Annotated in this window: 23 protein-coding genes; 17 read left to right on the top strand and 6 right to left on the bottom strand. The window is 66.1% G+C overall.

The window, feature by feature from the left end:
* Positions 1-2 precede the first annotated feature (2 nt).
* The 7 genes from aepY to G572_RS25595 all read left to right on the top strand — a co-directional run bounded on the left by aepY (position 3) and on the right by G572_RS25595 (position 7862).
* Complete coding sequence (aepY, locus tag G572_RS0116030; RefSeq protein ID WP_029059343.1) at positions 3-1148, top strand: phosphonopyruvate decarboxylase; 1146 nt, start codon at positions 3-5, stop codon at positions 1146-1148.
* Positions 1145-2305: a 2-aminoethylphosphonate--pyruvate transaminase gene (locus G572_RS0116025; RefSeq protein WP_051242522.1), complete on the top strand. Its 1161-nt coding sequence runs from the start codon at positions 1145-1147 to the stop codon at positions 2303-2305. The genes aepY and G572_RS0116025 overlap by 4 nt, the downstream gene beginning before the upstream one ends.
* A 574-nt stretch (positions 2306-2879) precedes the next feature.
* Positions 2880-4118, top strand: coding sequence for an aminotransferase class I/II-fold pyridoxal phosphate-dependent enzyme (locus tag G572_RS24300; RefSeq protein ID WP_051242520.1), 1239 nt, complete (start codon positions 2880-2882; stop codon positions 4116-4118).
* Positions 4119-4144: 26 nt separating this feature from the next.
* Positions 4145-4828, top strand: coding sequence for a DUF4833 domain-containing protein (locus G572_RS0116015; RefSeq protein WP_084650203.1), 684 nt, complete (start codon positions 4145-4147; stop codon positions 4826-4828).
* 137 nt (positions 4829-4965) lie between these two features.
* The gene (locus G572_RS0116010) at positions 4966-6078 is read left to right on the top strand and encodes an inositol-3-phosphate synthase (protein WP_037546973.1); all 1113 of its coding nucleotides are present in this window, start codon (positions 4966-4968) and stop codon (positions 6076-6078) included.
* Positions 6079-6082: 4 nt separating this feature from the next.
* Complete coding sequence (locus G572_RS0116005) at positions 6083-6910, top strand: SDR family oxidoreductase (protein ID WP_037546971.1); 828 nt, start codon at positions 6083-6085, stop codon at positions 6908-6910.
* 1 nt (position 6911) lies between these two features.
* Positions 6912-7862: a phosphatidate cytidylyltransferase gene (locus G572_RS25595; RefSeq protein ID WP_051242518.1), complete on the top strand. Its 951-nt coding sequence runs from the start codon at positions 6912-6914 to the stop codon at positions 7860-7862.
* 2 nt (positions 7863-7864) lie between these two features.
* On the opposite strand, the gene G572_RS0115995 is transcribed toward G572_RS25595, so the two are convergent.
* Positions 7865-8323 (bottom strand): phosphatidylglycerophosphatase A family protein, encoded by a 459-nt coding sequence (locus G572_RS0115995; RefSeq protein ID WP_029059338.1) that lies wholly within the window; start codon positions 8321-8323, stop codon positions 7865-7867.
* Positions 8324-8523: 200 nt separating this feature from the next.
* Here G572_RS0115995 and G572_RS0115990 point away from each other — a divergent pair, with 200 nt between their 5' ends.
* Together G572_RS0115990 and G572_RS0115985 are read left to right on the top strand one after the other, a co-directional pair.
* Positions 8524-9747, top strand: coding sequence for an LptF/LptG family permease (locus tag G572_RS0115990; RefSeq protein WP_029059337.1), 1224 nt, complete (start codon positions 8524-8526; stop codon positions 9745-9747).
* Positions 9748-9785: 38 nt separating this feature from the next.
* Complete coding sequence (locus G572_RS0115985) at positions 9786-10973, top strand: LptF/LptG family permease (protein WP_169391330.1); 1188 nt, start codon at positions 9786-9788, stop codon at positions 10971-10973.
* Here the strand turns inward: G572_RS0115985 and G572_RS24290 are convergent.
* Complete coding sequence (locus tag G572_RS24290; protein ID WP_051242516.1) at positions 10959-11729, bottom strand: phosphocholine cytidylyltransferase family protein; 771 nt, start codon at positions 11727-11729, stop codon at positions 10959-10961. The two genes, G572_RS0115985 and G572_RS24290, sit on opposite strands and share 15 nt — an antisense overlap.
* A gap of 69 nt (positions 11730-11798) precedes the next feature.
* On the opposite strand from G572_RS24290, the gene G572_RS25590 reads away from it, so the two are divergent.
* Together G572_RS25590 and G572_RS25585 are read left to right on the top strand one after the other, a co-directional pair.
* Complete coding sequence (locus G572_RS25590; protein WP_029059335.1) at positions 11799-12524, top strand: CDP-alcohol phosphatidyltransferase family protein; 726 nt, start codon at positions 11799-11801, stop codon at positions 12522-12524.
* Positions 12525-12534: 10 nt separating this feature from the next.
* On the top strand, positions 12535-13662 hold the full coding sequence (locus G572_RS25585; protein WP_029059334.1) for a glycosyltransferase family 4 protein: 1128 nt from the start codon (positions 12535-12537) through the stop codon (positions 13660-13662).
* On the opposite strand, the gene G572_RS26315 is transcribed toward G572_RS25585, so the two are convergent.
* Positions 13663-14751, bottom strand: a complete 1089-nt coding sequence (locus G572_RS26315; RefSeq protein WP_156884661.1) for a stealth conserved region 3 domain-containing protein — start codon at positions 14749-14751, stop codon at positions 13663-13665. It abuts the gene before it with no gap.
* 76 nt (positions 14752-14827) lie between these two features.
* Here G572_RS26315 and G572_RS0115960 point away from each other — a divergent pair, with 76 nt between their 5' ends.
* Positions 14828-16387 carry a xylulokinase gene (locus tag G572_RS0115960; RefSeq protein ID WP_169391329.1) on the top strand — a complete coding sequence of 520 codons (1560 nt, stop codon included), beginning with the start codon at positions 14828-14830 and terminating at the stop codon, positions 16385-16387.
* A 66-nt stretch (positions 16388-16453) separates the two neighbouring features.
* Complete coding sequence (locus G572_RS0115955; protein WP_029059331.1) at positions 16454-17104, top strand: CDP-alcohol phosphatidyltransferase family protein; 651 nt, start codon at positions 16454-16456, stop codon at positions 17102-17104.
* Between the two features lie 64 nt (positions 17105-17168).
* On the opposite strand, the gene G572_RS0115950 is transcribed toward G572_RS0115955, so the two are convergent.
* Positions 17169-17555: an FKBP-type peptidyl-prolyl cis-trans isomerase gene (locus G572_RS0115950; protein ID WP_051242514.1), complete on the bottom strand. Its 387-nt coding sequence runs from the start codon at positions 17553-17555 to the stop codon at positions 17169-17171.
* 248 nt (positions 17556-17803) lie between these two features.
* On the opposite strand from G572_RS0115950, the gene G572_RS24270 reads away from it, so the two are divergent.
* From G572_RS24270 to G572_RS0115930, 4 genes are all read left to right on the top strand, one after another.
* Positions 17804-18634: a 2-keto-4-pentenoate hydratase gene (locus G572_RS24270; RefSeq protein WP_084650196.1), complete on the top strand. Its 831-nt coding sequence runs from the start codon at positions 17804-17806 to the stop codon at positions 18632-18634.
* A gap of 114 nt (positions 18635-18748) precedes the next feature.
* Complete coding sequence (locus tag G572_RS0115940; RefSeq protein WP_029059329.1) at positions 18749-20848, top strand: 3-hydroxyacyl-CoA dehydrogenase NAD-binding domain-containing protein; 2100 nt, start codon at positions 18749-18751, stop codon at positions 20846-20848.
* A gap of 136 nt (positions 20849-20984) precedes the next feature.
* Positions 20985-22052, top strand: a complete 1068-nt coding sequence (locus G572_RS0115935; RefSeq protein ID WP_029059328.1) for a metal-dependent hydrolase — start codon at positions 20985-20987, stop codon at positions 22050-22052.
* A gap of 88 nt (positions 22053-22140) precedes the next feature.
* Positions 22141-23379, top strand: a complete 1239-nt coding sequence (locus G572_RS0115930) for an MFS transporter (RefSeq protein WP_029059327.1) — start codon at positions 22141-22143, stop codon at positions 23377-23379.
* A gap of 24 nt (positions 23380-23403) precedes the next feature.
* Here G572_RS0115930 and G572_RS0115925 read toward each other — a convergent pair whose 3' ends face one another.
* Together G572_RS0115925 and G572_RS25580 are read right to left on the bottom strand one after the other, a co-directional pair.
* On the bottom strand, positions 23404-24183 hold the full coding sequence (locus G572_RS0115925) for a hypothetical protein (protein WP_156884659.1): 780 nt from the start codon (positions 24181-24183) through the stop codon (positions 23404-23406).
* A 33-nt stretch (positions 24184-24216) separates the two neighbouring features.
* The gene (locus G572_RS25580; protein ID WP_051242511.1) at positions 24217-26139 is read right to left on the bottom strand and encodes an adenylate/guanylate cyclase domain-containing protein; all 1923 of its coding nucleotides are present in this window, start codon (positions 26137-26139) and stop codon (positions 24217-24219) included.
* Positions 26140-26148 lie beyond the last annotated feature (9 nt).

The raw sequence follows: 26148 nt of genomic DNA, 5'->3' as shown, positions 1-26148 counted from the left end.
AGATGATCGAAGCCGGACAGTTTCTCGATGCCGCCAAGCGGCAGGGCATCGATTTTTTCACGGGGGTTCCCTGCAGTTTCCTGACGCCCTTGATGAATGCGGCGATCTCGGATGCGCAGACCCGCTATGTCGGTGCGACCAGCGAGGGCGAGGCCGTCGCGATTGCCGCCGGTGCATGGCTTGCCGGGCGCGAGACCGCGGTCATGTGCCAGAATTCGGGCCTTGGCAACGCGGTCAATCCGATCACCTCGCTCAATCATCCCTTCGCCATCCCGACGCTGATGATCGTGACCTGGCGCGGCGCGCCGGGGCTGACGGACGAGCCGCAGCATGAATTGATGGGGCGGATCACCCAACCGCTGCTCGACCTGATCGGCGCGCGGCGGGTCGATTTTCCGGAAAACGAGGCCGATGTGGAGAGCAGCCTTGCGCGGGCCGCGCGCCTGATGCGGGAAACCGGTCTGCCTGTGGCGCTGGTTCAGCCCAAGGGCGCGGTGGCTGCGGGGCCGCTCGATGAAACGGACCTTCAGAAGCGCGCGCCGTCGCAGGTTGCCGATTTCGATGCGGCAGCGGCCGCAAGGCGGCGGATCGACACGCTCGAGGCACTGTTGCCGTGCCTTCCGGCGGGCGCGGGCGTGATCGCCACCACCGGGCACACGGGCCGTGAGCTCTTTACGCTCGGCGATGAGGCGCGCAATCTTTATTGCGTCGGTTCGATGGGCGGCGCCAGCGCGATCGGTCTGGGCACTGCCTTGAATTCAAGCCGCGAGATCGTCGTTTTGGATGGCGACGGCGCGGCTCTCATGAAACTCGGCAACATGGCCACCATCGGCGCGCAGGCGCCGGAAAACCTGACCCATATTGTCCTGGACAACGGCTGTCACCTGTCGACCGGCGGGCAGGCGACGGTCTCGCCGAACGTCGATTTCGCGCAGGTCGCGGCTTCCTGCGGTTATCGCTTCGCGGCACGGGCCGCGGGTCTCGACGGCGCGGTCGCGGCGTTTCAGGCCGCCCTTGCGATGCCGGGTCCCCGGTTGCTTCATGTCAGGGTCTCGACGGATCCGGTGGACGGACTTGGCCGGCCGACGGTCGCGCCGCGCGATGTGGCGCGCCGCTTTCGGGCCTATCTTGCGGAGCTGGGATCATGAGCAGTGCGCCACAAGCGAAGACCCCCGCCACCCGTTCGATTGAGGGCAAGGAGACGCCGGTGCTCCTGACGCCCGGACCGCTGACAACCAGCGCCCGTGTGAAAGAAGCCATGCTCCGCGACTGGGGATCGCGGGATCCTGCCTTCGTCGCCCTGTCGCAAGGCGTGTTCGACCGCATTCGCGCACTGTCGGGCGGAACGGCAGAGGATCATGTCTGCGTGCCCCTGCAGGGCAGCGGCACCTTTGCCGTCGAGGCCATGCTGACGACGTTCGTCGGGGCGGGAGAGCGGGTTCTGCTTCTGGTCAACGGTGCCTATGGTCATCGCATGGCCGATATCTGTCGCAAGAGCGGTCGCGCGGTGGAGATCTACGAGGTCGCGGAAACCGAGGTGCATGACCCTGCCGAAGTCTCGCGGCGGCTGCGGCTCGATCCGGCCATTGCTTTCGTTGCGATGGTCCATTGCGAGACGACCTCGGGCTTGCTCAACCCCCTGGAGGACATCGCAAGCTGTGTGCGCGCCGAAGGGCGCTGGCTTCTGGTCGACAGCATGAGCGGTTTCGGCGCCCTGTCCGTCGACATGAGCGGCCTGGAGCTTGCTGCGATGGCCGCATCGTCCAACAAGTGCCTGCAGGGCGTTCCGGGACTTGGCTTCGTGGTGTGCCGCAAGGAGCTGCTTGAGGCTGCGCGGGGACGCGCGCCGTCCGTCGTTCTCGATCTCCAGGCCCAGGCGGCAGCGCTTGCCAATGGCGGGCAGTGGCGGTTTACCCCGCCGACGCATGTGATTGCGGCGCTGGATGCGGCGCTTGCCGAACTGGAGGAGGAGGGCGGCCCGCCCGCGCGGCTCGAGCGCTATTCGCAGAACCTCGCCACCCTTCTTTCGGGCATGGACCGTCTCGGGTTCCAGCCGGCCCTCGATCCGGCGCGACAAGCGCCCGTGATAGCCTCCTTCGTCGAGCCGGCGGACGACTGGTTTTCCTTCGAGACGTTTTATGAGGCGCTTCGGGCACGCGGTTTTGCGATCTATGCCGGAAAGATGACCGGGCGCGGCACCTTCCGGGTGGGGGTGATCGGCGCAATCGATTCCCTCACCATCGAGGCGTTCCTGACGGCGACGAAGGCGGTTGTGTCAGAGATGAAACAGAAAGTGATCTCTTGACCTTTGTGTGCGCAGCGTCATTCCGCTGCCGTGCAGCCGGAGCGGGCATGTGCTCACGTGACATGCGTCGCCTTTCGGGCAGGAATGCCGTTGCGGCAGCGAGCCGACCGGCGTTCGGAGGCCGTCGACCAAGGAAAACCCTCGTGATTACTCCCTATGTCCCGCAGGTTAAGACGCGGGACACTCCTCCGGTGCCTTGCGGCGCGTGGCATATGTGCCGGACCGTCTCGTTGTGCGGAACGGAAGAGCGCAGACGTGCACGGGGGAGGGCGACCGCCGGCAAGGCGCGGTGTGCCACCGACCCTTGGTCGGCTTACTCGACACATCGGGTCCTTTCGGTTATTTAGCGAAATCCGCATTATCAAGACCAACAAGAAGGCTCGGCGGTCGGCCTCAAATTCGAACCCTGGCGTTCCGGCAGGTGCCGAACAAGCGTTTGCTGAGCGGGACCGTCATGCCATCGGGCGGTTTCGGCCGACAGGATTGCGCATCCCGCTGCGGTGATTTGCGGGACAGAAATTTGACAAGGCCCGGCTTTTTTCGGCAGTTGATCGGGTGTTGGGGGTAGACGAGAATGAAGCCTGATCGGCCAAGCTTTTCCGTGGTTGCCGAGCGCCGTTTCCGCTTGGCCGGAAAGGCGATCATCGAGCGCCACAATCCATATTTCCTGCCCGTCGACCGGCAGCGGGAAATCTGCGAACGCAACGGCATCCCCTTCATCAGCTTCGCGCATTACGACTACCTCGGTCTGAGTCAGCACCCCGATGTCGTCGAGACATCGAGCGCCGAGTTGCACCGGCTCGGAAGCGGCGTCGGCGCCTCGCGGCTCGTTGGCGGCGAGCGCAGCGGACATCGCGCCTTTGAATCGGAACTGGCGGAGTTTCTGGGCGTCGGCGATGTCATGACGCTGGTCAGCGGTTATCTGGTCAATGTCTCGCTCATCAATTTCCTGATGGGACCGCGTGACCTGGTGCTCATCGACGAGCTCGCCCACAACTCGATTTTCGTCGGCGCGAAAAACGGCCGCTACGAATATCGTACCTTCGATCACAACAATCTGGACGACCTCGAAAGCCAGCTCGCGGAATGTCGCGGCGACTACCGCAACGTGCTCGTCGTCGTCGAAGGGCTTTACTCGATGGACGGGGACATCCCCGACCTGCCCCGGCTGGTCGAGATGAAGGAAAGGCACGACGCCTGGCTTCTGGTCGACGAAGCCCACTCCTATGGCGTGCTGGGCAAGACCGGCCGCGGATTGTGCGAGCATTTCGACATCGACCCCCGGTGCATAGAACTCGGCGTCGGAACGCTGTCGAAGTCCTTCGTGTCGTCGGGAGGTTTCGTCTGTGCGGAAAAGAGCGTTATCGACTGGCTTCGCTTCTGTCTTCCGGGGTTTGTCTACAGTGTCGGTCTCTCGCCGGCGACGCTTGGCGCGGCCCAGGGCGCGCTGACGCATCTCAAGGCCCATCCGGAGCGGGTGGAGCGGCTTCACGAAAATTCGGTGTTCTTCCGTGACCACGCGCGCGACTGCGGGCTGAACACCGGAGATGCGATCGGCTGTGGCGTCGTACCGATTCTCTTTGCCACGCCCGAGCAGACGATGATCGTCTCGCAAACCCTTCTGGACGCCGGGATTTATGCCCCTCCGATCGTTCAGGTCGGCGTTCCCAAGGACTTGCCCCGTATCCGCTTCTTCATTTCCGCCGAACACACCCGGGCCGAAATGGAAAAGACCATTGGCCTCATCGCGGAAATCGTCGCGGGTTTCGGCGACACCGACGCGGAGCCGCGCCCAGCAATAGCGGGCGCGTAAGCGCCGGTTCAGCGGTGCAAGTGAAGATGCCGACAGATACCGACGGGAAAACGCAAGCGATGCCGGCGGCCTGGGGGCGCGGACGGCGCATGGGTGCAAGGCTCGGCGGTCTTGCGCTTGCGATCAGCCTCGTTGTCGCCGGATCGCCCGCCTCGGCCCAGGAAGGCACCCGAGTTCGCCCGGGCAGTGAACAAAGCGTGCGGGGGTCAAGCGTTGAACTTCTCGACGAACTGCCGGTCGTGCGCCCCGAGTTCCCGGTGCCCGACGAGCCCGGCATGCTGTTTTACCTGCAGCGTTCGACCAATTCCAACACCGTTGTCTATGCCGCGAACTTCCGCGACGACGGGACGCTGGATCCGGATGAGCCGGTGATCGCTTACTGGCGGCGGTTCAACACCACGGGCGAGCGCAAGGCGCTGAAGATGGTGGAGGATAATTTCGCTTTCGGCATTCGCGCCCAGGCAACCGGCGATCCGAATGTCTTCAAGCTCTATGTGGTGTCCTATCCCGAGCGGATGGCGACGCTGAAGCTGGTGGAGCCGGGGCGGGTGAACGTCACCGCGACCGCGGGCGAGCGGGTGTTCCGGCCGCTCTACGCCTATGTCGATGTCAATGAAGACGGGTTCATGCCGAGCGTGCGCGAGGTGCGCGTGATCGGGCGCGATATCGCCACCGGCAAGGCGCTGGTCGAACGCATCCAGATAGAGTAACGCTGCACCGGCCGAGGGAGCTCGGTTCAAAACAATTCGGCTGGTCGCGCGAGGGAACGGCGCGCCAGAACACAAGACCTGCCGGTGCCGGCGCCCGTCGCCGCACCGGACGACGCGCAGGGGCAAAGAAAAAGATCATGACAGGTACTACCGCCAAGCAGATCCGCACGGCGATCGTTGGAGCCGGCAATTGCGCCAGTTCGCTCGTTCAGGGCGTTGCCTATTGCCGCGCCCTGGGCGACGAGGCCATCGGTGTGCCGTTTCCAAGCCTTGGCGGCTACCGTCCCGAGGACGTGGAGATCGTCGCGGCTTTCGATGTCGATGCGCGCAAGGTCGGACGGACTGTCGGCGAGGCAGCCGTTGCCTTGCCCAATTGCACAGAGATTTTCCACAAGGACCTGGCGCAGATGCGTGCGCCGGTGATGCGCGGGCCGGATCTCGATGGCGTCTCCGCCTTCATGCGCAACCAGGCTCCGGACCGCAGTTTCGTGGTGTCGCAGGAGCCCGCGCTCGACAAGGCCGGCGTGGTTGCGGCCCTGCGCCAGGCACGCGCCGAGGTAATGATCAATTTCCTCCCGGTCGGGTCCATCGAGGCGACCGAATTTTATGCGGAATGTGCGCTGGAGGCCGGCTGCGCCTTCGTCAACGGCATTCCGGTCTTTATCGCCTCCGATCCCGCGTGGGCGGCACGCTTTCGCAAGGCGGGCCTTCCGATCGTCGGCGACGACTTCAAGGCCCAGTTCGGCGCCACGATCACCCACCGCGCACTGGCGCGGCTTGCCGACATGCGCGGCGTGAAGGTCGACAAGACCTACCAGCTGAACGTCGGCGGCAACACCGACTTCCTGAACATGATGGACATGGACCGCCTCACCATGAAGCGGGAATCCAAGACCGAGGCGGTACAGACGGCGATGAATTCGCGGCTGTCGGACAATGAGATCCGCATTGGCCCGTCGGATTACGTGCCGTGGCTTGATGACCGCAAGGTCGCCTATGTCCGGCTGGAAGGGCGACTGTTCGGCGGCGTGCGCACCCATGTGGAGATGCGCCTTGAGGTCGAGGATTCGCCGAATGCCGCGGCCATGGCGCTGATCGCCATCCGTTGCGCGGCAATCGCCCGCGACAAGGGGCTTTCCGGTCCGGTGGACGACGCCAGCGCCTTCCTGTTCAAGCATCCGCCGGTGCAGCTCGAAGATGCGGAAGGCTATGCCCGTCTTCTTGCGTTCGCGGGTGAAACGGAGGCTTGAACCCATGCGCGCCGGGCGGACGGACCAATCGCCGCAAAGGCCCGTCGCGCTGATCACCGGCGGAAGCAGCGGAATCGGGCGGGCCCTCGCGGTCAGGCTTGCGCGTGACGGTTTCGACCTGGCGCTGATGGCCCGTGGCATTGGCCGTCTGGAGGAGACCCGGCGGATCGTTCTGGAGAGGGCGCCGGATGCTCGGGTGAACGTCTATCCCGCCGACGTCGGCGACCGGGCATCGGCGACCAGCGCGGTGGAGGCGCTGGTCCGGGAGATGGGCCCGCCGCGCTGGGCTGTCTTGAATGCCGGCATCGCGCGGCCGGGACGGTTTCTGGAACAGCCGCTCGACGACCATCTCGATCAGATGCAAACCAATTATCTCGGGGCCCTGCATGTCGCGCATGCGGTCGCACCCGCTATGGCCGAAACCGGAAACGGTCACCTGGTCTTCATTTCCTCGGGAGCTGCGTTTTTCGGCATCTACGGTTATGGCGCCTATGCACCGTCGAAGTTCGCCATGCGCGGACTGGCGGAAGTGCTCAGGGTGGAGCTTGCGCCGAAAGGCATCCATGTGACGCTCGCCTATCCACCCGATACCGATACGCCGCAACTCGTGGAGGAGCGCCGCTCCAAACCGGAGGCAACAAAGGCGATTACCGCCGGTGGCGGCCTGTGGTCGGCGGACAGGATCGCGGGACAGATTGTCACCGCTGCGCGCCGTCGCCGGTTCCTGGTCGCACCGGGGGCACAGATGCGCGTTCTCGCTCACGGCCACAGCGTCCTGTCGCCGCTGCTTCGCTTCTATCAGGCGCGAATCGCGAGAAAGCACGACCGCTAGAATGTCCGCGCCGCTGATCGTTCTTCCGTCCGTTTCGCTGATGCCGGTCGCACTGACGGTGGCCGCAGGCCTTGCGCTGGGCGGTATCGCCCTGGCACTTGCAAGCGCGTTGCCCGCGACCTCGCACAAGGCGCGGCCGATCTGGCCGGTGTTTGCGACCGAAGTCGTGATCGTCGCGGTGGCGGTTCTGCCGTTCGTCGCGGGCGGGATCTTGCTCGACCTGGCGCTTGCCGCCCTTTCGGTCAGGATCGGTTTCGAGGCGGTGCGCGTCGCGTTGCTGCGCCTTGAGGCGCCCGATGCGGGAAAACGCGATCTCTTCCGGAAATGGGTGTTTCCCGTCGTCAGCGGCGTGGCGCTAGCGCTGTCGGGGTTCGTTGCGGCGGCGGTGCCCTTTACAGGCCTTGCCGCAGGCGGCGCTCTTCTGGCGGGGATGGCCGTGATGCTGAGACGCAGGCTTGGCGCTGCCGACCGACCCTTGGCAATTTTTCTGGAGGTGCTGGTCTTTCCGGCGGTTCCGCTTGTGCTTTTCGTGGCCCTGGCGCAAGAGGGCGGCAACGCCGGCTTGTTGTTGCTCGCCTTCCTGCTGGTGGAGACCTACGACAGCTATGCGCTTTTCGGCGGCAAGCTGATCGGCCGGCATCCGGCTTTTCCGGTGCTGAGTCCGAAGAAAACCGTCGAGGGGCTGGCCGTGGGTGGCGCGATGCTGGCAGCGACGGCCGGTCTCGTCGGCCCTCTGATCTTCGGTTGGAGCCTCGTCGCTTCCTTGCTCGCGGCGGGGGGTATTGCAGTGGCGGCCGTTGGCGGCGATCTCGCCGGATCACGGTTGAAGCGGGCATCCGGGGTGAAGGACTATCCCTGCGTGCTGCCCGGCCAGGGTGGGGTGCTCGATATTGCCGATGCCTGGCTGATTGCCGGACCCGCGCTGGTGATCCTGGCGCGCCTCGCCGGTTGACGTCACAGCGGTGGGACGAGAAAGACGACCGGCAGAAGCACGATCAGCGCGAAGAGCGCCGCAGCCGCATCGTCGAGCATGATGCCGGTGCCGCCCGGTACGGTGTCCTGGACCCAGTTTACCGGCCAGGGCTTCAAAATGTCGAAGGCTCGAAAGGCAATGAAGCCCACGATCCACCACAGCACGTCCGCGGGAAGCGCGAGCACCACGGCGGCGGCGCCGAACGTCTCGTCGATCACGACGATCTGCGGATCGTCCTCGCCGGTGTCGGCAGCCACGATCGCCGAAGCCCAGATGCCGACGACGAGAAGGGCGGCAAGCAGGACAACCTGGAGGGTGGGGGCAAGGGGAAGCAGCGCGGCGGCGAAAACGAGGCCGACGGCCGCCCCCGCCGTACCCGGCCAGACCGGCGAGAGACCGGCGCCGAACGAAAGTGCGAGGATATGGGCAAGACGTCGCATGGGCTGCGGCCTATGATGGCGCGAGGGAATCACGGTCTGCGCGCTGTTGGAACAGATCCGGAAGGGACCGGTTTTCGGCCGGGGCCGGTTCGGTCGGTGATCTAGCACGAAACGGAATTGGGAGCGATGGCGCGACGCATTCACGATCAACGCCCTCGCGGTCGCGGTCTTGCGGCGCGCCCGTCATCCGGTGTTGCGAGATGATCGGCTGGTCGCTGTCCAATCGCTCGCTGACGATGCGGGTGGTGGTCAAGGTCGTCATCGTTCTGGCGACCATCGAGGTTGTCTTTCTGGCGGAGAAACTTACCGGGATCCTCGAACAGGTACTCGGCAGCGGCGGAGACGTCGTCGCGGCCCTGTCGATCCTTGTGTTGACCGCGCCGGAGATCTTTGATTTCGCGCTTGCGCTTGCCTGCGTCATCGGCGGATATTTCGCCTTCGTCGCAGCGCGCGAGGAGCGCGAGATGGTCGCCCTGTCAGCCGCGGGCGTTTCGCCGGCGCTGCCGCTCAGGGTCGCTCTCGTCCTTGGAGTTTGCGCCTTCGGCGCAAGCCTCGGCGTGTCCGGGTTCATCGATCCGCTTGCAAAGAACCTGACCCGCTCCGTGGTCTTCACCTTGAAGAGCGACCTTCTTTTTCGCCGCATCACCGAACCCAGTGAAGGGACGCTGATCGAGACCATCCGCGGCAAGACCTTCGCCGCGCTCAGCGACACCTCGATGTCTCCGCCGCATGAGAGCCTGTTCGTGCACCAGCCGGGCGAGGACGGCTCCTGGCGTGTGACGCAGGCGGGCAAGTGGCGGCTCGACGGGCCGGATGCCGAGGGCAATTACAGTCTCGGTCTCGGGCGGGTGATCGCTTATGACTTTGTCCGGGTTTCGCCTGAAGATCGCGTCGGCGGGATCCTGCGTGGCGGGCGGGGCGCCAATCTGTTCTCGCTTGGCGATCCGCAGTTGAAGGACGTGCCGGTGCTTCCGCGCGTGAAGGTGGAAAACGTCTCGGTTCCGGTCAGCCTGACAAACATCCTGCATCATGCGGCACGCACGACGGTGGCGCGGGAATGGACGTTCCTGGAGGCGCTGGATCCCGCATCCGCCCGGACCCAGGCGGGGCAGGATGCCCGCGAGATCGCCGGCGAGCGGTTCGCCCGGGCGATCGCGGCCTTTCTCGCGCCGCTTCTCGCCTTGCTGGCCTGCGCCTTTGCCTCCGGCGGGCTGGCCGGCTATTTCGCCATGCCGCTCGCCTGCGCCGGGCTTCTTGCGCTCGATGTCGGCCTGCGGGCGCTGCTTGGCGGTATCGCCGGTGCGCAGCCCCTCGCCATGGCCGCAATGGGTGTCGCGATCGGCCTTGCACTGGCGCTCGCTCTGACGTTGGCGATCGGCTTGCGCTCTGCAGCCTTGCTGCGTCCCGTGAGCGAACGGGCATGACCATGCAGGCGGCACAAGCACGCGGCGCGGACGGGTGGATGGCGGGTATCGCACCCCACATGGCGATCTTCGGCATCGCCGGACGTCGGGCGCTTGCGCTCTATCTGAAGGTGACGGGCCTCGTGATGCTGATGTTCCTGATCATCGCCTGGGCGATCGATCTGGCGCAGAACCTCGATGGCGTTCTGGCGCGGGCAGACGAACTCGGTCGCTCGGGCGGCGGCGTTCTGGCGCTTTATCTTGGCTTTCGCACGGTCGATATCGTTACCCGACTGTTTCCCGTCGCCTGCTTCATCGGACTGTTTGCCGCAGAACTCTATCGACTGTTCAACCGGGAGACGACGATCCTGGCTGCGGCCGGCTGGTCGCCCCGCCAGACGCTTGCGGTGGTTGCCGTCTTCGCCGGCCTGAGCGGCGCGCTTCAGGGAACCCTGGAACGCTGGGGCCGGCCGGCCGCCGTCTTTGCCCAGGCAGAGCTTCAGCTCGGCGCCTATGGCGCGCGGTTCGCAAGGGGCGCGATGTCGGGCACGCACTGGCTGGTGGTCAACGGCAATGCGCTGCGCGCCCGGGTCGTGCGCAGCGATTCGCCGGAGCTTCGGGACGTGGAGCTTTATCGCGGTGTGGTGTCGGGCGACCTGCGCGATGTGCTCGTCGCGCGCAAGGCCCAGCCGACCGGCAGGCCCGGGTTTTGGCGGCTTTACGATGTCGACCTGTGGGCAAGCCTGCCGGCTGCCGAGACCGGCAGCGACGAAAGGGACGCGCCGCGACCGGATGCCTATGCGGAACATCCGCTCTATCTGATTTCGCGCTACGAGACGCTCGACGTGCGGCTCGACGTGCTTGCCGACACGCTGACCTATTTCGGCATTCCGGCTTTTTATCTTCCGCAACAGCCGCTTGAGCGTCTGGCGGGAGACGGCAACCCGTTGAAGGGTGCGGATGTCGATGCGGCCCTGTGGCGGCGGATCGCGGCGTTCTTCCTGCCGGGCGCCTATGCGCTGCTCGGGGCCAGCCTGGCGCCGATCGCCGGCTCCGGCCGTGTCGTCTCGCCGGGTCGGATCGTCGGGCTGGCGCTGTGCGGTTACTTCGCGCTCGTGGCGACGAAGGTGTCCTGGGCGATGGGCGAGATCGGCGCGTTGTCCGGCTTTACCAGCAGCTGGATCGCCGTCGTGTTCGCGCTTGTCGGAACGCTTGTCGCACAGATCGTTCTGTCACGCCCGCATTAGCGGGTGCGCGCGGCGGGCTGCGTCGATGCGTGGATAAACCTGGGCGGCTGCCCGCGCGAACATCTCTTCATTGTCGACTTCCGCCCATGCGAGATCCTCGATCTTCGGGCAGGCGACGTGCTCGCCGCGGGCGAGCGCAACGATGCCGCTTTCGTAATCCGTCATCGCATCCTGCGCGACCATTTCGGGGCCGATCGTGTTGAGATGCGCCACGGCCCTGGCGGTAAGATACGTCAGGCCGACAAGTTCGCCGTGATGGGGATCCGGCCAGCGCGCCGCGTCCTTCGACATGTCCCGCAGGCAATCCTGGCCGTCTTTCTTGTCGGCCCAGACATAGACCTCGTCGCCTGCGCCCGTTGCGCCGGAAACGAGCAGGGCGGCCTGCGCCGGATCGGCAATCGCGGTCGCCACGGCACGCGGTTCGAAAATCAGGTCGGATTCCAGCAGAAGACACGGACCCGTCTGTCCACTTAAGCCAACGAGCAGGCTGTGAAGCGACCCCTTGTCGGCGAAGTCGGGGTTGTGACGCAGCTCGGCGTCGGGCAGACGGGCTGCGGCAAGCGTCTCGTATTGATCCGCGAGATGGCCGGTAACGATGCGCGGCGACGAAATCCCGTGCGCGCGCAAGGTGGCGACCGCTTCCTCGACGAAGGTCGTCTCACCGATCGACAGCAAACCCTTGGGGGTCATGCGTCCGCGTTCGCCCATGCGCACGCCGCGCCCGGCGGCCAGAAAAACTGCAGTGATGTCAACCATGGACCCGCCGGAATATGATAAGTCGAACCAGTCATATGCGAGGCCCGGCAGCGGGGCAAGAGAGGGCAGGTGAGCAACAACGAAACGAACGGCGGTCCCACCTTTGCCAGGGTGGTTCAGAACTATGACATGGACAAGCGCAGGGGAGAGCTGCGCGGCGACTGGGCCGTGATGGTCTTGTATCGGATCTGGAGCTTTCCGCTTATCTGGCTGCTGGCACGCACGCCTGTCTCGCCGACCGCGGTTACCGTCGCATCCCTGCCGTTGGTGCTTTCCATGCCCGTTCTGGCATTGATGCTGCCGGTGGACCGGGCCGCTCTCGGGGTCGGGCTGGTCGCGATGGCGTTTCAGGTTCTCGATTGCGTCGATGGAGGTCTCGCCCGCTGCACCGGGCGCACGTCCCGACTCGGCGCAACGCTGGATTTCCTGATCGACATGGCGCAATGGGGGTTACTCTATTCCAGCATCGGGCTTTTGGCGGACCGGGTGCTCGACAGCGGTGCCGTCTGGACGGCCGTCGGTTGCGCGGCCGCCTGGGTCCGGCTCTACGCCAGGGTCGTGCGCGATGCCGGCGCGGGCGGTGCCGAGGCTTCCGCTCCTGCGGGAGAGCGGGCGTCCGGTCCGGTGGATGTTGTCTTCTGGTTCTTTGCAGGACTGAGCGGAGCGATCGCCCCTGCGGTGCTGCTTGCCTGGTGGAGCGGCACCCTGCCCTGGCTGGTCGTATTCCTGCTCGTCTATGCGCTTGCCGATGTCGCCGAGGGCATGATCGCGACCCTTGCCCGGCATGAAAGATGATGCGCCAGCGATGAAGATCGTCCAGATCTGTCCCTATGACCTTGCCCGTCCGGGCGGCGTGCAGGCGCATGTTCGCGATCTCTCCGCGTGGCTCGTGCGGGCCGGTCACGATGTGCGCGTCGTCGCACCTCATCCTCTTCGGAACGCGCCTCTTGCGGGCATCGATCACTGCGGGCGCGCCATCAAGGCGCAGTTGTTCGGCACCGGCTTTGAGATCAGTTACGCCCGATCGCGCGACCGTGGTCCGCTGATTGGCGCGCTGCGCGACTGGGGCGCGGAGCTCGTCCATCTGCATACGCCCTGGACGCCTTTCATGGCCTGGCAGGTCTGGCGGGATCTCGACCTTCCAACCGTCACCACCTTTCACGCGACATTGCCGGAAGAAAAGACGGGCGGGCTTGCCGCGCGCGCCCTGCGCCGGGCGGCGCGTCATTTCCTGACGCATTCGCGTGCCGCCATCGTTCCATCCGCGACACCGCTGGCGCATCTGCGTCCGCAGGATGCCGGCATCGCGGCGCATGTTCTGCCACCGGCCATCGATCTCGCGCCTTGGCAGGCTGTCGGCGCTCAGGTGCGGAGGGCGGACGACACCACGGACACAGAGATCGTTTTTCTCGGCCGTTTCGAGGCGCGCAAGGGGCTTGGCGTGTTGCTCGCGGCCTGGCCCGAGGTCGCTGCCCGTTTTCCCCGCGTGCGGCTGACCGTCGCCGGCGGCGGGCCGCAGGAGGGGCTGGTTCGCGAGGCGATGACAGGCGCGGGCGGTGAGCGCATTCGTTTTGTCCCCTCGCCGGATGCCGACAGCGCGCGGCGGCTTGTCGCGAAGGCCGATCTGCTGGTGGCGCCATCACTTTACGGCGAGAGCTTCGGTCTCATCCTGATCGAGGCGATGGCGGCGGGGACCCTGCCGGTGGCTGCCGCCAACGAGGGCTATCGCACGGTGCTGACCGGGCCGGGCGAACAGCTGCTGGTGCGGCCGGGCGATGCATCGGCGCTTGCGGTGAAACTGATCGACTTGTGCGCCGATGCACCGGCTCGCCGGGCGCTGGGCGCATGGGCCCTGCCGCATGCGCTTTCCTTTGGGGTCGAGGCCACCGGACCGGCCTTCGTGGAGATCTATCGCGACGCATTGCGGTCCTGATCAGGCAGGTGGACGGTCCGGGTGCTCGAAGCGAGACGGCTCGGGAAACCATTGCTTCAGGCGGTTGCGAACGTGGGCCACGACGCGCGGGTTCGGCCGGTTGTTGAAATTGTCGTTGAGGGTTGCCGTCACCGGCCGGAGGCGGTCGAGCCGGGCGAGTTGAAGCCAGGTCCAGGGCAGGAAGTTGTCGATGGAGGCATAGCCGGCCATCCGGCGGGTTTCGGCGTCCGATGCAAGGACGCCCGCGCCTTTTTCAAGCAGGTATTGCGGATAGAGATACTCCGGCGGGACATTGTCGCCACCGCGAAAACGCGATGCCCGCGTCGCCGCGATCTCCTCGGGAAAGCGGTCGCACATCTCCTCGAACGACTGGCGTTCGATCAGCCGCGGTCCATGGGCGAGAAACCGCCGGGGATGCGGCGTGAACGCGCGGTCGAGAGCGGCATTGGCATTCGCAAGCGACAGGTTCCACGGGCTGTCGTCCGGTTTGGTCCGGGCATGAACCGGGGCATCCCTGTTCTTGGCGAAAACTCGCGTGTGACCGTCATCCCGCAGGAAATCCGGCAGCCGCGCCCGCGACAGGAACAGCGTGTCGTCCTCGCAATAGAGAAAGCGCTCGCTCACGCCGGCCATCTTGCCCAGATGGCTGATGATGGCGAAGGAGTTGAAGGTCGGCAGGACCGACGGCGCCATGATCTCGTCGTGATGCACGACCGAGATATCGGGGTGTTCAGCGTTCAACCAGTCCGGCACCTGCGGGCGGCAGGTCAGCAGGTGCACGCGGCGCACGAATGGCGCGTGACGCTCGAGCGACCGCAGCGAATAGCGCAGCATCTCGAGATTGTCGCGCGTCCGGTTGGGGTTGGCATCGTGGCGGGTCGTCGCGAATTCCCGGAGCGTTTCGGCATAGCCGGGAAACGTGTCGTCGACCCATGTGTAAACGACGTCGATCTTTGTCGGTGAAACGGTTGGTGTCTCGCCTTCGGCCATGGAACTGCGGCTTTCTCCGGTCTGCCGTCCGGTCGGGGGCCATGCGCGGGTGCCGCCGACCGGGCATCTTGCGCTGCCGGTATGCGTTGGGGAGTTCATTTTTGTCGCCGACCTCTATAAACCCGGTCCCGGCGCATGGGCAAACGCATGGTCGGCGGACCCCGGGGGACAGGTGGTGACAAGGGACAAGCAGGACAGCCGCGATCTGGTGATCGCGGCCGACTTCGGGACATCGGGCGTGAAGCTTGCCGCGCTCGACCGCTCGCTGGCGATCAAGGCGACGGCGGCCGAATCCTACCCGCTTTCCTTTCCCGGCCCGGGCATGGCCGAACAACAGCCGGACGACTGGTGGCAGGCGCTGCGCCGGGGCGTAGCCTCATTGCAGGACGAGATCCCGGATCTGAAGGAGCGCACGGTTGCGCTCGTCCCTTGCGCGCAGATGTGCGGATTGGTGTGCGTCGACCGTGAAGGGGCGGTGCTGCGCCCGGCGTTGATCTCGCTCGACAAGCGCGCCGGCGCCTTGTCGCGCAAGATGAACGGCGGATTTCCATCGGTCGCGGGCTACCGGGCCGACAAGCTGTTCACCTGGACAAGGATCGCCAACGGCGCGCCGTCGCACAACGGCATGGACCCGCCGGCGAAGATGCTGTGGATCAAGGCTCATGAGCCGGACGTATGGGCGGCGTCGCACAAGCTTCTCGACGTCAAGGACTGGCTGATCTTCCGCGCCACAGGCGCTCTCACCACGACCGCCGACAGCGCGAACCTGACCTGGATGATGGACACGCGCCCGGGCCGGGAGGGCTGGTCGTCCTACCTTGCCGGACGGCTCGGCATCCCCCTCGACAAGTTGCCGGAGATCGTCGACGGCGCCTCCGTTGCAGGGCGTCTCACCCAGCAGGCCGCGGCTGGGCTTGGACTTGGCGCGGGGCTTCCCGTCGTCGCCGGCGCCGGCGATGTCGGGGCGACGGCGATCGGCTCTGGGGCGATGGAGGATGGCCAGCTTCACGCCTATGCCGGCACGAGTTCCTGGCTCAGCGGGTTTTTCCCGTCCCGCCGGCTCGATGTCTTCCATTCCTATGCGACCATTGCCAGCAGCATCGGGTTCCGACCGCTTCTGATCGCGACGCAGGAGAGTGCCGGCACGGCTTTCGCCTGGGCAGCCCGTCTTGTCGGGGACTCCGCTGGCGACAGCGACAGCGCGCTGGATACACTCTATGACGGCATTGGCGACATGCAGGACGATGACCCGCTGTTCGTGCCCTGGCTTGCCGGCGAGCGTGTGCCGGTGGACGATGATCGCCTGCGCGGCGTGTTTTACGGTCTGAGCATGCGCCATGACCGAAAGGCGGTGTTGCGGGCGACCCTGGAGGGGGTTGCGCTCAACATGCGCTGGGCGATGTCGAAAGTGGCGCGCCAGAAGGGCGTGCGCCACGATCTGCCGTTGCCGCTGGTCGGCGGCGCCGCCGTGAACCCCCGGTTTGCCCAATTGCTCGCCGATGCGCTGGACCGCAGGGTCGAGGTACGCGCACCGCGCCATGCGGGGGTGCGCGGGGCCGCCGCCATTGCCGGCGCGGCTCTTGGCTGGTTCGACAGCGTGAGGGCGGCAGCCCCCGTCCTGTCGTCCGGACCGGTCGAAATCTATGATCCCGAGCCGGCGGGCGTGGCGCGTTGCGCGGCCCGGGCCGCCCGTCTCGACCGTCACCGCAAGGGGCTGTTGTCGCTTTACCGCTGAGGCCGCCCGCATGTCTCCACCCCGCACCGCCCGCCCGGCGCGGCGCCTTCAAGGGATCTCGCACCCATGATCGACGGATTGTTCAAGCGCCACATCGACCCGCTGTGGGAAAGCCTCTCAACGCCGCTGGTGCGTGCGCGCATGACGCCCAATCAGGTGACGGCAACGGGTCTCGTGCTGATCTGTCTCGCGTCGCTCGCCTATCTGTGGCACGGCAACGCCGCGCTCTTCGGGGGGACGCTGGCGGTGTCCTTTGCCTTCGATGCGCTCGATGGCGCGGTCGCACGCCGGCGCGACATGTGCACGCGGTCGGGCGGGTATTTCGATGCGATGGTCGACCGGTATCAGGAGCTTGTGGTGCTTGCCGCCCTCGCGGCCGCGCAAGACATGTGGGGTCTGGCGCTCTTCGCCTTCTCCGGCGGGGTGCTGACCAGCTACGCCAAGGCGCGCACCGCCATCGAGATCCCGATCAGCAATGAAGCCTGGCCGGATTTTTTCGAGCGGCTGGAACGGATCATCTTTCTCTGCGCGATGTTGCTTGTGGCCGGCGCCGCGCCGTTCGCCGGTGTATCGGGCGCGACGGTGATCGCCGGCGGCCTTGGGGTTTACGGCGTACTGTCGCATTTCACCGCCGTGCAGCGCATGCGCCGCGCCGTGGGGCTTCTTCGCGCGGCCGACAGCGCGAAAGAGCCGCAACAGGCGGACGCGCCGGAGTAACCCCCTGGTCCTCCGGCACGTCGTGTTTGTTTTTCAAAGGTGGCGTTTGCCTCCCTTGCGGCGCCTATTTGGAGACGTCGAGCAGTTCCACATCGAACTTCAGCGTGGCGTTCGGCGGGATCACGCCGCCGGCGCCGCGCGCGCCATAGCCCATCTCCGGCGGAATAACGAGTTCGCGCCGTCCACCGACCTTCATTCCGGCAACGCCTTCGTCCCATCCGCGGATCACGCGGCCGGCGCCAAGCGGAAAGGAGAAGGGCTCGCCGCGGTCGCGGCTGGAATCGAATTTCGTGCCATCCATCAGCCAGCCGGTGTAATGCACCTTGACCGTCGAGCCGGCAACGGCCTCCGCGCCGCTGCCGACGGTTACGTCGGTGACTTGCAGATCGGCCGCGCTGGCCGGGGCAAAGGTGAGAAAAAGCGCGCTCAGCGCGGTCAACAAACGTTTCATGGGTCCTCGCAAGGGCTTGAATATCTTTGATAGCCCGGGTGAGGGGGCGTATCGCCTGTCACCCGGACGCCGGCCGCACAGTAGCCCGCGCAGCAAGCGGTGCAAGCAGGTGCGGCGGTCGCCCTGTTTTCTTTCGCAACCTTGACCGAAGCATGACTTGCCATTCGAAGTTCGTCTCGGCATCGTTGCGCGCGAAACAAAAGGCCGGGCGCGCAAGCCACGCGGATCACCGGATCGGGAGAGACACCATGGACGGGAGAGATGCCACCCACACGGGCACGGCAACGTCGCTGCTTAGGATCGCTGCTCGAACCGGAACCTGCGCACCACTGACCGATGCGGATCGTGGGTTCGATCTTGCCGCCGCCTATTGCGTGTCGCACGAGGTGCGTGCGCAGCGCATCGCACGCGGCGAGGTCCCCTGCGGCTGGAAAATCGGCTTCACCAACCGTACGATCTGGGACGAATACGACGTGCATGCGCCGATCTGGGGGCCGGTCTACGACAGCACCGTTCAGGGGGTGGAGGGCGATACGCCCGCGCCCTGCGGTGTGTCGGGCCTCATGGAGCCGCGCATCGAGCCGGAGATCGTGTTTCGGATCTCCGCGTCGCTGGCGCCGGGCATGAGCGAGGCCGATCTGCTCGCCCGCATCGACGGTGTGGCGCTCGGGTTCGAGCTGGTGCAGTCGCCCTTTCCGGGCTGGCGGTTTCGCGCGCCCGACACGGTCGCCGCCTTCGCGCTGCACGGATTGCTGCGGCATCGTCCCTTTGCGACCGTGACGGATGAAAACCGTGACACCTGGTTCGCGGCGTTGTCGTCCTTCACGCTGACCTTGTTGAAGGACGGCGAGGTGATAGATCGGGGCGCTTCGGAAAATGTCCTCGGCGGCCCCTTGAGCGCATTGAAGGCGATGGTCGACGGGTTGCCCGAAACGGCGCTTGCCGAACCCGTCGGTCCCGGCGCAATCGTGACGACCGGAACGCTGACGCGCGCCATGCCCGTGGCACCGGGCGAGACCTGGGCGACGCGGGTGGACGGGGTGCCGCTCTCCGAGATCGCGCTGAGGCTCGTTGCATGACGCGGGACATGCGCTGGTCGGACGCGATATTTTAAGTTTCAAACATCTTGATCGCCGCCTAGACTGCGCGGCGCGTGACACCGCCTTCAGAAACTCGTCAGGGAGACTTGGTTCGTGACAGACCCCGTTCGCTACTCCGTTGAAAATGGCATCGCCCGGATTGCGGTGGACAATCCGCCGGTAAATGCCCTGTCGCAGGCCGTGCGGGCCGGGCTCGACGACGCGGTCGCCCGGTTCGCGCAGGATGGGAGCGCCCGCATCGCGGTGCTCTACGGCGTGGGGCGGACCTTCATTGCCGGTGCGGATATCAAGGAATTCGGCAAGCCGATGGCCGAGCCGTTTCTTCCCGACGTGATCAATCGGATCGAAGCCTGCGACAAGCCGGTCGTCGCCGCGTTGCACGGCACCGCGCTGGGCGGCGGGCTTGAGGTTGCACTCGGCTGTCATGCCCGGGTGGCGCTGGAGACAGCGCGCGTCGGTCTGCCGGAAGTCACGCTTGGGATTCTTCCCGGTGCCGGCGGGACCCAGCGCTTGCCGCGCCTCACGGGCGCAAAGGCGGCGCTCGATCTGATCACATCCGGTCGACAGGTTGGCGCGGGCGAGGCGGAAACGCTCGGGATCGTCGATGCGGTGTCGCGCGACGATGATGCGCTCAACGCGGGGCTGGCGTTTGCGCGCGCCTATCTGGACAAGGCACCGGACCTGCGCCGCACGGGCGAGATCGATGCAGGCCGGAAGGACGCGGCGCTGTTTGCAGAGGTGCGCAAGGCGACGCAAAAACGTGCGCGTGGCCAGCTTTCCCCGATGGTCGCCATCGACGCTGTGGAGGCGGCCTACGACCTGCCCTTCGCCGAGGGGCTGGCGCGCGAGCGCGTGCTGTTTTCCGGGCTGATGGCCTCCGACCAGCGCGCCGGCCTGATCCATGCGTTTTTCGCGGAGCGTGCGGTGGCGAAGATCCCGGAAGCCGGGCAGGCGACGGCGCGCCCGCTCCATGCCATCGGCATCATTGGCGGCGGCACCATGGGCAGCGGTATCGCGGTTGCCGCGCTCGGCAGCGGCCTCGACGTGACGCTGGTGGAGCGCGACGACGCCGGTGCAGAGCGCGCCCATGCAATGGTCACCCGCCTGCTCGACGACGGCGTTCGGCGCGGCAAGATGGCCGCCTCGAAGCGCGACGGCATTCTGGCCGGCGCCTTCCGGGTCGCGACGGATTATTCCGCCCTGAAGGACGCCGATCTCGTTATCGAGGCAGTTTTCGAGGACATGGAGGTCAAGAAAGAGGTCTTCCGCAAGCTCGATGCGGTGTGCAAGGACCGCGCGATCCTGGCGACCAACACCTCCTATCTCGACGTCAACGAGATCGCGGCGGCGACAAAGCGCCCGCAGGACGTCATCGGCTTTCATTTCTTCTCACCCGCCCATGTGATGCGGCTGCTGGAGGTCGTGGTCGCCGACAAGACCGCCGCCGATGTGGTCGTCACCGGGTTCGCGCTCGCCAAGCGGATGAAGAAGGTCGCGGTGCGCGCCGGCGTATGCGACGGCTTCATCGGCAACCGCTTGCTGAACACCTACCGCAAGGCCGCCGACTACATGGTCGAGGACGGCGCAAGTCCCTATCGGATCGATGCCGCGCTGGTGGACTTCGGTTTCGCCATGGGGCCGTTCGCCGTGGGCGACCTTGCCGGTCTCGACATCGCCTGGGCCGGTCGCAAGCGCCGCGCGGCGACACGCGATCCGCGCGAGCGCGTCGTCGGCTTCGCCGACCGGCTGTGCGAACGCGAATGGTTCGGACAGAAGACGGGCCGCGGTTTCTATCGCTATGAGGACGGCGCGCGCCGCGGCACGCCCGACCCGGAGGTGGAGGCGATTATCGCGGCCGAGCGAGATGCCAAGGGGATCGTGCCGCGCGATTTCAGCGACGCGGAAATCATTCGCCGCTATATGGCGGCGATGATCAACGAGGCGGCGAAGACGGTCGAGGAGGGGATCGCCCTGCGCCCGCTCGATGTCGATGTGACGATGCTCTTCGGTTACGGTTTCCCGCGCTGGCGTGGCGGGCCGATGCACTATGCGGATGCGCAGGGGCTGGACAGGATCCTCGCCGACATTCGCGAATTCGCGGAGGAAGATGCCTTCTTCTGGGAGCCGTCGCCGCTGTTGGTGCGTCTGGTGGAAGAAGAAAAGACCTTCGCCTCGCTGAACGACGAGGGGTAAGGTGCGGCGAACCGGGTGCCTTGCGGGCTGGTCGCGCCGGCGCGATGCCCTATGTTCGGCGCATCGTGCCGAGTTGCCCGTCGTGTGGCGGCTCGGCGGTCAACCCGCCGCCCGTCCCTGATCCGAAAAGACTCGCATGGATTCCCTTACGCAATTTCTTCTCGGTGCGGCGGTCTCCACCGCCTGCCTCGGCAAGACGCTCGGCCCGCGCAAGGCCGCGCTCGTTGGCGGAGTGCTCGGCACCTTGCCCGACCTCGACGTGTTCATTCCCTTCGATGATCCGGTCGACAGTTTTGTCCTGCATCGCGGCGCGACCCATTCGCTCATCATCCAGGCCTTCGCGGCGCCGGTAATCGGCGAGGCGCTCTTGCGGATCTTTCGCGTGCTGCGCGACAAACGCTGGCTGGTCTGGCTCACCGTCTATCTGTGTCTGTCCACCCACGCGGTCATCGATGCGATGACGGTTTATGGCACACGGCTGTTCTGGCCGCTTTATCCCGACCCGGTGGGTGTCGGGTCGGTCTTTATCATCGACCCGCTCTACACGCTGCCGCTTCTCGTCGTGACCGTTTGGGCGCTGTTCAGGCGCGACTGGGGACGCACCTTTGCGCGCGGACTGACGACGGCACTCATCGTCAGCACGGCCTATCTCGGCCTTTCGGTCGTGCTTCAGGCCCATATGGAGGCGCGGGCGAAGGAGGTTTTCGCCCGCGCAGGGCTTGAGCCCGACCGGATCTTCGCCATCGCCGCGCCGTTAACAACTGTGGTGTGGAAGGTCATCGGTCTTGAAGACGACCGCTATCACAACGTCTATCTGTCGCTGCTCGATCCCGACGGCGCCGAGATGCCGATCTACACGCATGCGCGTCGCCCCGATCTCGTCGCCTGCCTGTCGGGGTCCGATGCCTTTGAAAAACTGGTGTGGTTCAGCCGGGGGTATTTCCGCGCCGAGGCGGCGGACGGCAAGGTGGTGGTTTCGGACCTGCGCATGGGGCTGACACCGGGTTACGCCTTCCGCTTCGCCATCGGCGAACGGACGTCCGAGGGGATCGTCCCGATCCCGCCCGAGAGGGACATGTCGTATCGCCGATCCGGCGACGGCGATGGCGCCTGGCTGATGAAGCGGCTGGCCGGCGAGCCGGCGCCGCGCGCGGCGGAACACTCCATGGAGGTTGCGGCAGACACCCTCGAAACGGCTTGCTAGGAAATCCGTCCTCCCGGGATTGCCAGAACGTGCAAGCGGTTGTACCCCGGAAAGACCACGCCTGAAGTCACCCGAGGAAATCCCGCGCATGTCGACTGTGGACACTCCGACGCCCGGCGGCGTCGATAGCGCCTATGCCTGGTTGCGTCTTGGCCTTTCGATGCTGCTTGCCACCATCGGCGGCGTTGGCATGTGGTCGGTGATCGTCGTGCTTCCGTCGGTGGAAGTCGAGTTCGGTGTGGACCGCGCAGACGCCTCGCTTCCCTATACCGCGACGATGGTGGGCTTTGCGCTCGGCAATCTTCTGATCGGACGTTTCGTCGACCGATATGGTGTCACCGCGCCGCTCGCCATTGCCTCGGCCGCGCTTGGCTCGGGGTTCCTGCTCGCGTCGCAGGCGCAGTCCTTGCTGGTTTTCGCGATCCTGCAGGGCGCGTTGATCGGCTTTGGCTCGGCGGCGACCTTCGGGCCGCTTCTGGCAGACGTCTCGCACTGGTTCGCGAAGCGGCGAGGTCTTGCCATGGCCGCCACCGCATCGGGCAATTATTTCGCCGGCGCGCTTTGGCCGCTGGTTCTTCAGGCGGTGATGCAGGATCATGGCTGGCGCGGTGCCTATCTCTTCGTTGGCATCGTGTGTCTCTGCGTTCTGATCCCGGTTGCCTTTTTGCTGCGTCGTCCACCGCCGCACATGGCGTCGCGCGGTCTGGCGCAGCCTGTTCCCGAGGCCCCGCCCGCCCGGCAGATCGCCATGTCGCCGCGCGCCCTGCAGGGCCTCTTGATCATCGCCGGCCTGGGCTGCTGTGTCGCCATGTCGATGCCTCAGGTGCATATCGTCGCCTATTGCGTCGACCTCGGCTACGGTGTGGCGCGCGGTGCGGAAATGCTGTCGTTGATGCTTGCCGGCGGGATCGCAAGCCGGCTGATTTCGGGCGTTCTGGCCGACAGGATCGGCGGCGTTCCGACCCTTTTGATCGGGGCCGTGCTGCAATGCCTGGCGCTTCTTTTGTACATTCCCTACGACGGTCTGGCCTCGCTTTACATGGTGTCGCTGATCTTCGGCCTGTCGCAGGGCGGGATCGTGTCGAGCTATGCCATCGTGGTGCGTGAGTACATGCCCGCGCGCGAAGCGGGTCGGCGCGTCGGCATGGTGATCACCGCGACGATTGTCGGCATGGCGCTTGGCGGGTGGATGTCCGGCTGGATCTACGACCTGACGGCGTCCTATCAGGCGGCGTTCCTCAATGGCATTGCCTGGAACCTGCTCAATATCGCGGTGATCTGTCTGGTGATGTGGCGCACGAAAACACCGCGTCCCGCCCTCGCCTGAGGTCGGTGGAGCGGAACGCGTTCGTCAGCGCGGTTCCCGGCCGGCGTGCACCTGCCCGATCAGCGTAAGGGCCTGTCGCTTGCAGTCGTTGTCCAGCATCCAGACGAGGATCTCGCCGGGAGAGGCACCGGCAAGCGTGTCCGGTCGATGGGAAAGCGCAAGATCGCGCAACTCGCCGTCGAGCGAGACGAGCAACCGGTCGTCGCTGTCGGCCACGGCATCGTCAACCGTCAGCACATGCGCACCCTGTGCGAAGGTGAGACCCTCACGCCTGCCGGACGCGCTGCGCAGGGTGACGGAACTGCCCTGGCCGGCATCGCGCCGCCAAAGCTGTAGCGGTCCCGGTTGCACGCAGCGCGGCCCGGAACTGTCGACGCTGACGTGCCAGATACCGGGGGGCGGAGGAATGTCGCCGGCGCCCGCGCGGGCGGCGCCCAGCACGGCGGAGCGCGCGTCGCCTCCCTGCAAAAGCCTCGAGAGTTTCTGCAAGGCTGCGTCGCTGCCTTTCGCCGTGGTTCCGGCATCCGATTGCGGGTCGAGCGGGCCGGAATAGGCGCCCTTGAGTGTCAGCATGCGCCCGTCTCTGGACATCAGCGTGACCCTGGCACCATCCGGCAAGGCGACCGTGGCGTCGTCGGCAAGGCGTTTTCCTGCCTGTAGATCGCCGGAGGGTCCGCTTGCGGCCAGAACGACGAAATCCGCGCGGACCATGCCGGCTGACAGGGGCAGTGCCAAAAGCGCAGCCGTGGCGTGGATGGCCGTCCGTGCGGCAAACCGCCGGCACATGCCAGAAAGCCGTTTCATTTCCGTCTCCTGCGTTCTTCCGGCCCCGGTTGCCTATTTCCCGCCAAGTGTCACTGTCGCGCCTTCCTCGCCCGTTCGCAACCGCTCCAGATGCAGCTGCGTGAGCGGGTCGTCCGGCTTTAGCGCAAGCACCGCCTCGAAGGCGGCGCGCGCACCATTGCTGTTTGCGTCGAGAAGGGCAAAGGCGGAGATGTAGGCCGCCAGCCATTTTGCGTTCGCCTCCTCCGCGCGGCGCGGTTCGAAACAGGCGAGCGCGCTGGCGCGGCCCTTGAGAACCAGTGTCGCCGCCGGGCGCAGAACACAGCCTGCCTGGCAGGCCCGCGCGACGGTTTCGCTGACCAGGATCCGCGTGCCGAGGTATTTGTTCGCGCCTTCCAGACGCGCGGCGGTGTTCACCGTGTCGCCGACGCCGGTGTAGTCGAAAAAGCGGCGTCCCCCGAAGTTGCCGATGACGGCCTCGCCGCGATGCACGCCGATGCGGGTGACACCGAGCGCGATGCCTTTTTCCTCCAGGAGCCGCGCGCGATGGGCTTCGGCAAAGGCATCGAGCGCGAGCGCGAGCCCGAGCGCATGGTCCGCTTGGTCCGGGTCGTCATCGGGCGCGCCGAAGAAACAGACGACGGCATCGCCGATAATCTTGTCGATGGTCGCGCCATGCGCGGTCATCAGGTCGCATATGCGGTCGAGATAGGCATTGAGCAGCTCGGCGACATCCTGCGGCGGCAGGCGTTCCGACAGGCTGGTAAAGCCCTCCAGGTCGGTGAAGAGATAGGTGACCTCGCGTTTCTCGCCGCCGAGCGCCAGGTGCAGGCGTCCGCTTGCAATTCGCTCCACCACGGCCGGGCTGACATAGCGGGCGAAGGCATGGCGCAAGAAAGCCCGGTCGGCGTGGTCGGCGCGCCAGCGCGTCAGTACGATCAGGCCGCCGGCGACGAGTGCCGCGAGCGGCGGGGTGATCAGCGGTGGCAGAACCCCTGCACGGGCAATCAACACGCCGCTCGCGGCGAAATAGGCGACAAGCGCCAGCGCAAGGCCGATGAACAGACGCCGGGGCGCGGCGCGGGTGGAAAAGGCCGCAGCGGCGAGGACAGCGGCTGCAAGAACCGCGATGCTGCTTTCCAGCGCGGACAGCGGACGCAGGCTTTGACCGGCGAGCGTTTGCGCCAGGATATGCGCGTGAATGACGACCCCGGGCAGGGTTCCCGCCGCAACCCCTTCGCGCGTCGTCAGCGGTGTCGGGTGCCGGTCGATGGTTGGCAGATCTGTGCCGATCAGCACGATCTTGCCGGCAAACCAGTCGTCGGGAAGCTGGCCGACCAGATGCGCCGGGTAGACGGGAAAAGGGGCGGCCCCGTCGAGGGAACGCGAATAGAGGATCCGGCCCGAGATCGGCTTTGCTGCATCGCCCGCCAGGGATTGTGCGAAGGTCTGGTTGCCGGGGCGGGTGTCCGGCAGGTGCCGCAACACACCGTCGACCTCGTCGCGGGCAAGGGCAATCAGCCCGGTTGTGCGGGGCGCGACGGTGCGTGCGATATAGTCGGCCTGTCGGTCCGTCAGTCCGTCGACGCGGGTTGCAAGCGCCAGCACGACCGGCATGTCGGATGCATCGAGGGACTGAAAGAACCGCGTATCCTTTTGCGGATCGCTCGGCTGGTCGATCAGGACATCGAGACCGACGGCACGTGCCCCGGCGGCGTCCAGCCGCGCGATCAGGGTGGCGAGGAACGCCCGGTCGATGGGGGAGCGATAGGGAAAGCCGGCAAGCGTCTCTTCGGTGATTGCGACCACAGCGACTTGATCCGCGACCGCAGCCTCGGGCGATGGAGCAAGGGCCATCGCCAGATCGCCGGCGCGCGGCTCCAGCCAGGGGGAGGCAGCGAGGGCGGTCAAGGCCGCGATCATGACAGCGGCGAGCGCCTGCAGGCGCCAGCGGCGGCGCGCGGGTGCGGGCATCATCTGGTGATT

The organism is Stappia stellulata DSM 5886 (assembly GCF_000423705.1).
Taxonomy (GTDB): domain Bacteria; phylum Pseudomonadota; class Alphaproteobacteria; order Rhizobiales; family Stappiaceae; genus Stappia; species Stappia stellulata.
This window is presented reverse-complemented; position numbering and strand designations above follow the sequence as displayed.

Coding starts and splice junctions, on each gene's coding strand:
- G572_RS25580 (WP_051242511.1), bottom strand. CDS start 26,139: ATGATGCCCGCACCCGCGCGCCGCCGCTGGCGCCTGCAGGCGCTCGCC.
- G572_RS24300 (WP_051242520.1), top strand. CDS start 2,880: ATGAAGCCTGATCGGCCAAGCTTTTCCGTGGTTGCCGAGCGCCGTTTC.
- G572_RS25585 (WP_029059334.1), top strand. CDS start 12,535: ATGAAGATCGTCCAGATCTGTCCCTATGACCTTGCCCGTCCGGGCGGC.
- G572_RS0115985 (WP_169391330.1), top strand. CDS start 9,786: ATGGCGGGTATCGCACCCCACATGGCGATCTTCGGCATCGCCGGACGT.
- G572_RS0115950 (WP_051242514.1), bottom strand. CDS start 17,555: ATGAAACGTTTGTTGACCGCGCTGAGCGCGCTTTTTCTCACCTTTGCC.
- G572_RS26315 (WP_156884661.1), bottom strand. CDS start 14,751: ATGAACTCCCCAACGCATACCGGCAGCGCAAGATGCCCGGTCGGCGGC.
- G572_RS0116025 (WP_051242522.1), top strand. CDS start 1,145: ATGAGCAGTGCGCCACAAGCGAAGACCCCCGCCACCCGTTCGATTGAG.
- G572_RS24290 (WP_051242516.1), bottom strand. CDS start 11,729: ATGGTTGACATCACTGCAGTTTTTCTGGCCGCCGGGCGCGGCGTGCGC.
- G572_RS0116010 (WP_037546973.1), top strand. CDS start 4,966: ATGACAGGTACTACCGCCAAGCAGATCCGCACGGCGATCGTTGGAGCC.
- G572_RS0116005 (WP_037546971.1), top strand. CDS start 6,083: ATGCGCGCCGGGCGGACGGACCAATCGCCGCAAAGGCCCGTCGCGCTG.
- G572_RS25595 (WP_051242518.1), top strand. CDS start 6,912: ATGTCCGCGCCGCTGATCGTTCTTCCGTCCGTTTCGCTGATGCCGGTC.
- aepY (WP_029059343.1), top strand. CDS start 3: ATGATCGAAGCCGGACAGTTTCTCGATGCCGCCAAGCGGCAGGGCATC.
- G572_RS0116015 (WP_084650203.1), top strand. CDS start 4,145: ATGCCGACAGATACCGACGGGAAAACGCAAGCGATGCCGGCGGCCTGG.
- G572_RS0115935 (WP_029059328.1), top strand. CDS start 20,985: ATGGATTCCCTTACGCAATTTCTTCTCGGTGCGGCGGTCTCCACCGCC.
- G572_RS24270 (WP_084650196.1), top strand. CDS start 17,804: ATGGACGGGAGAGATGCCACCCACACGGGCACGGCAACGTCGCTGCTT.
- G572_RS0115995 (WP_029059338.1), bottom strand. CDS start 8,323: ATGCGACGTCTTGCCCATATCCTCGCACTTTCGTTCGGCGCCGGTCTC.
- G572_RS0115990 (WP_029059337.1), top strand. CDS start 8,524: ATGATCGGCTGGTCGCTGTCCAATCGCTCGCTGACGATGCGGGTGGTG.
- G572_RS0115925 (WP_156884659.1), bottom strand. CDS start 24,183: ATGAAACGGCTTTCTGGCATGTGCCGGCGGTTTGCCGCACGGACGGCC.
- G572_RS0115955 (WP_029059331.1), top strand. CDS start 16,454: ATGATCGACGGATTGTTCAAGCGCCACATCGACCCGCTGTGGGAAAGC.
- G572_RS0115930 (WP_029059327.1), top strand. CDS start 22,141: ATGTCGACTGTGGACACTCCGACGCCCGGCGGCGTCGATAGCGCCTAT.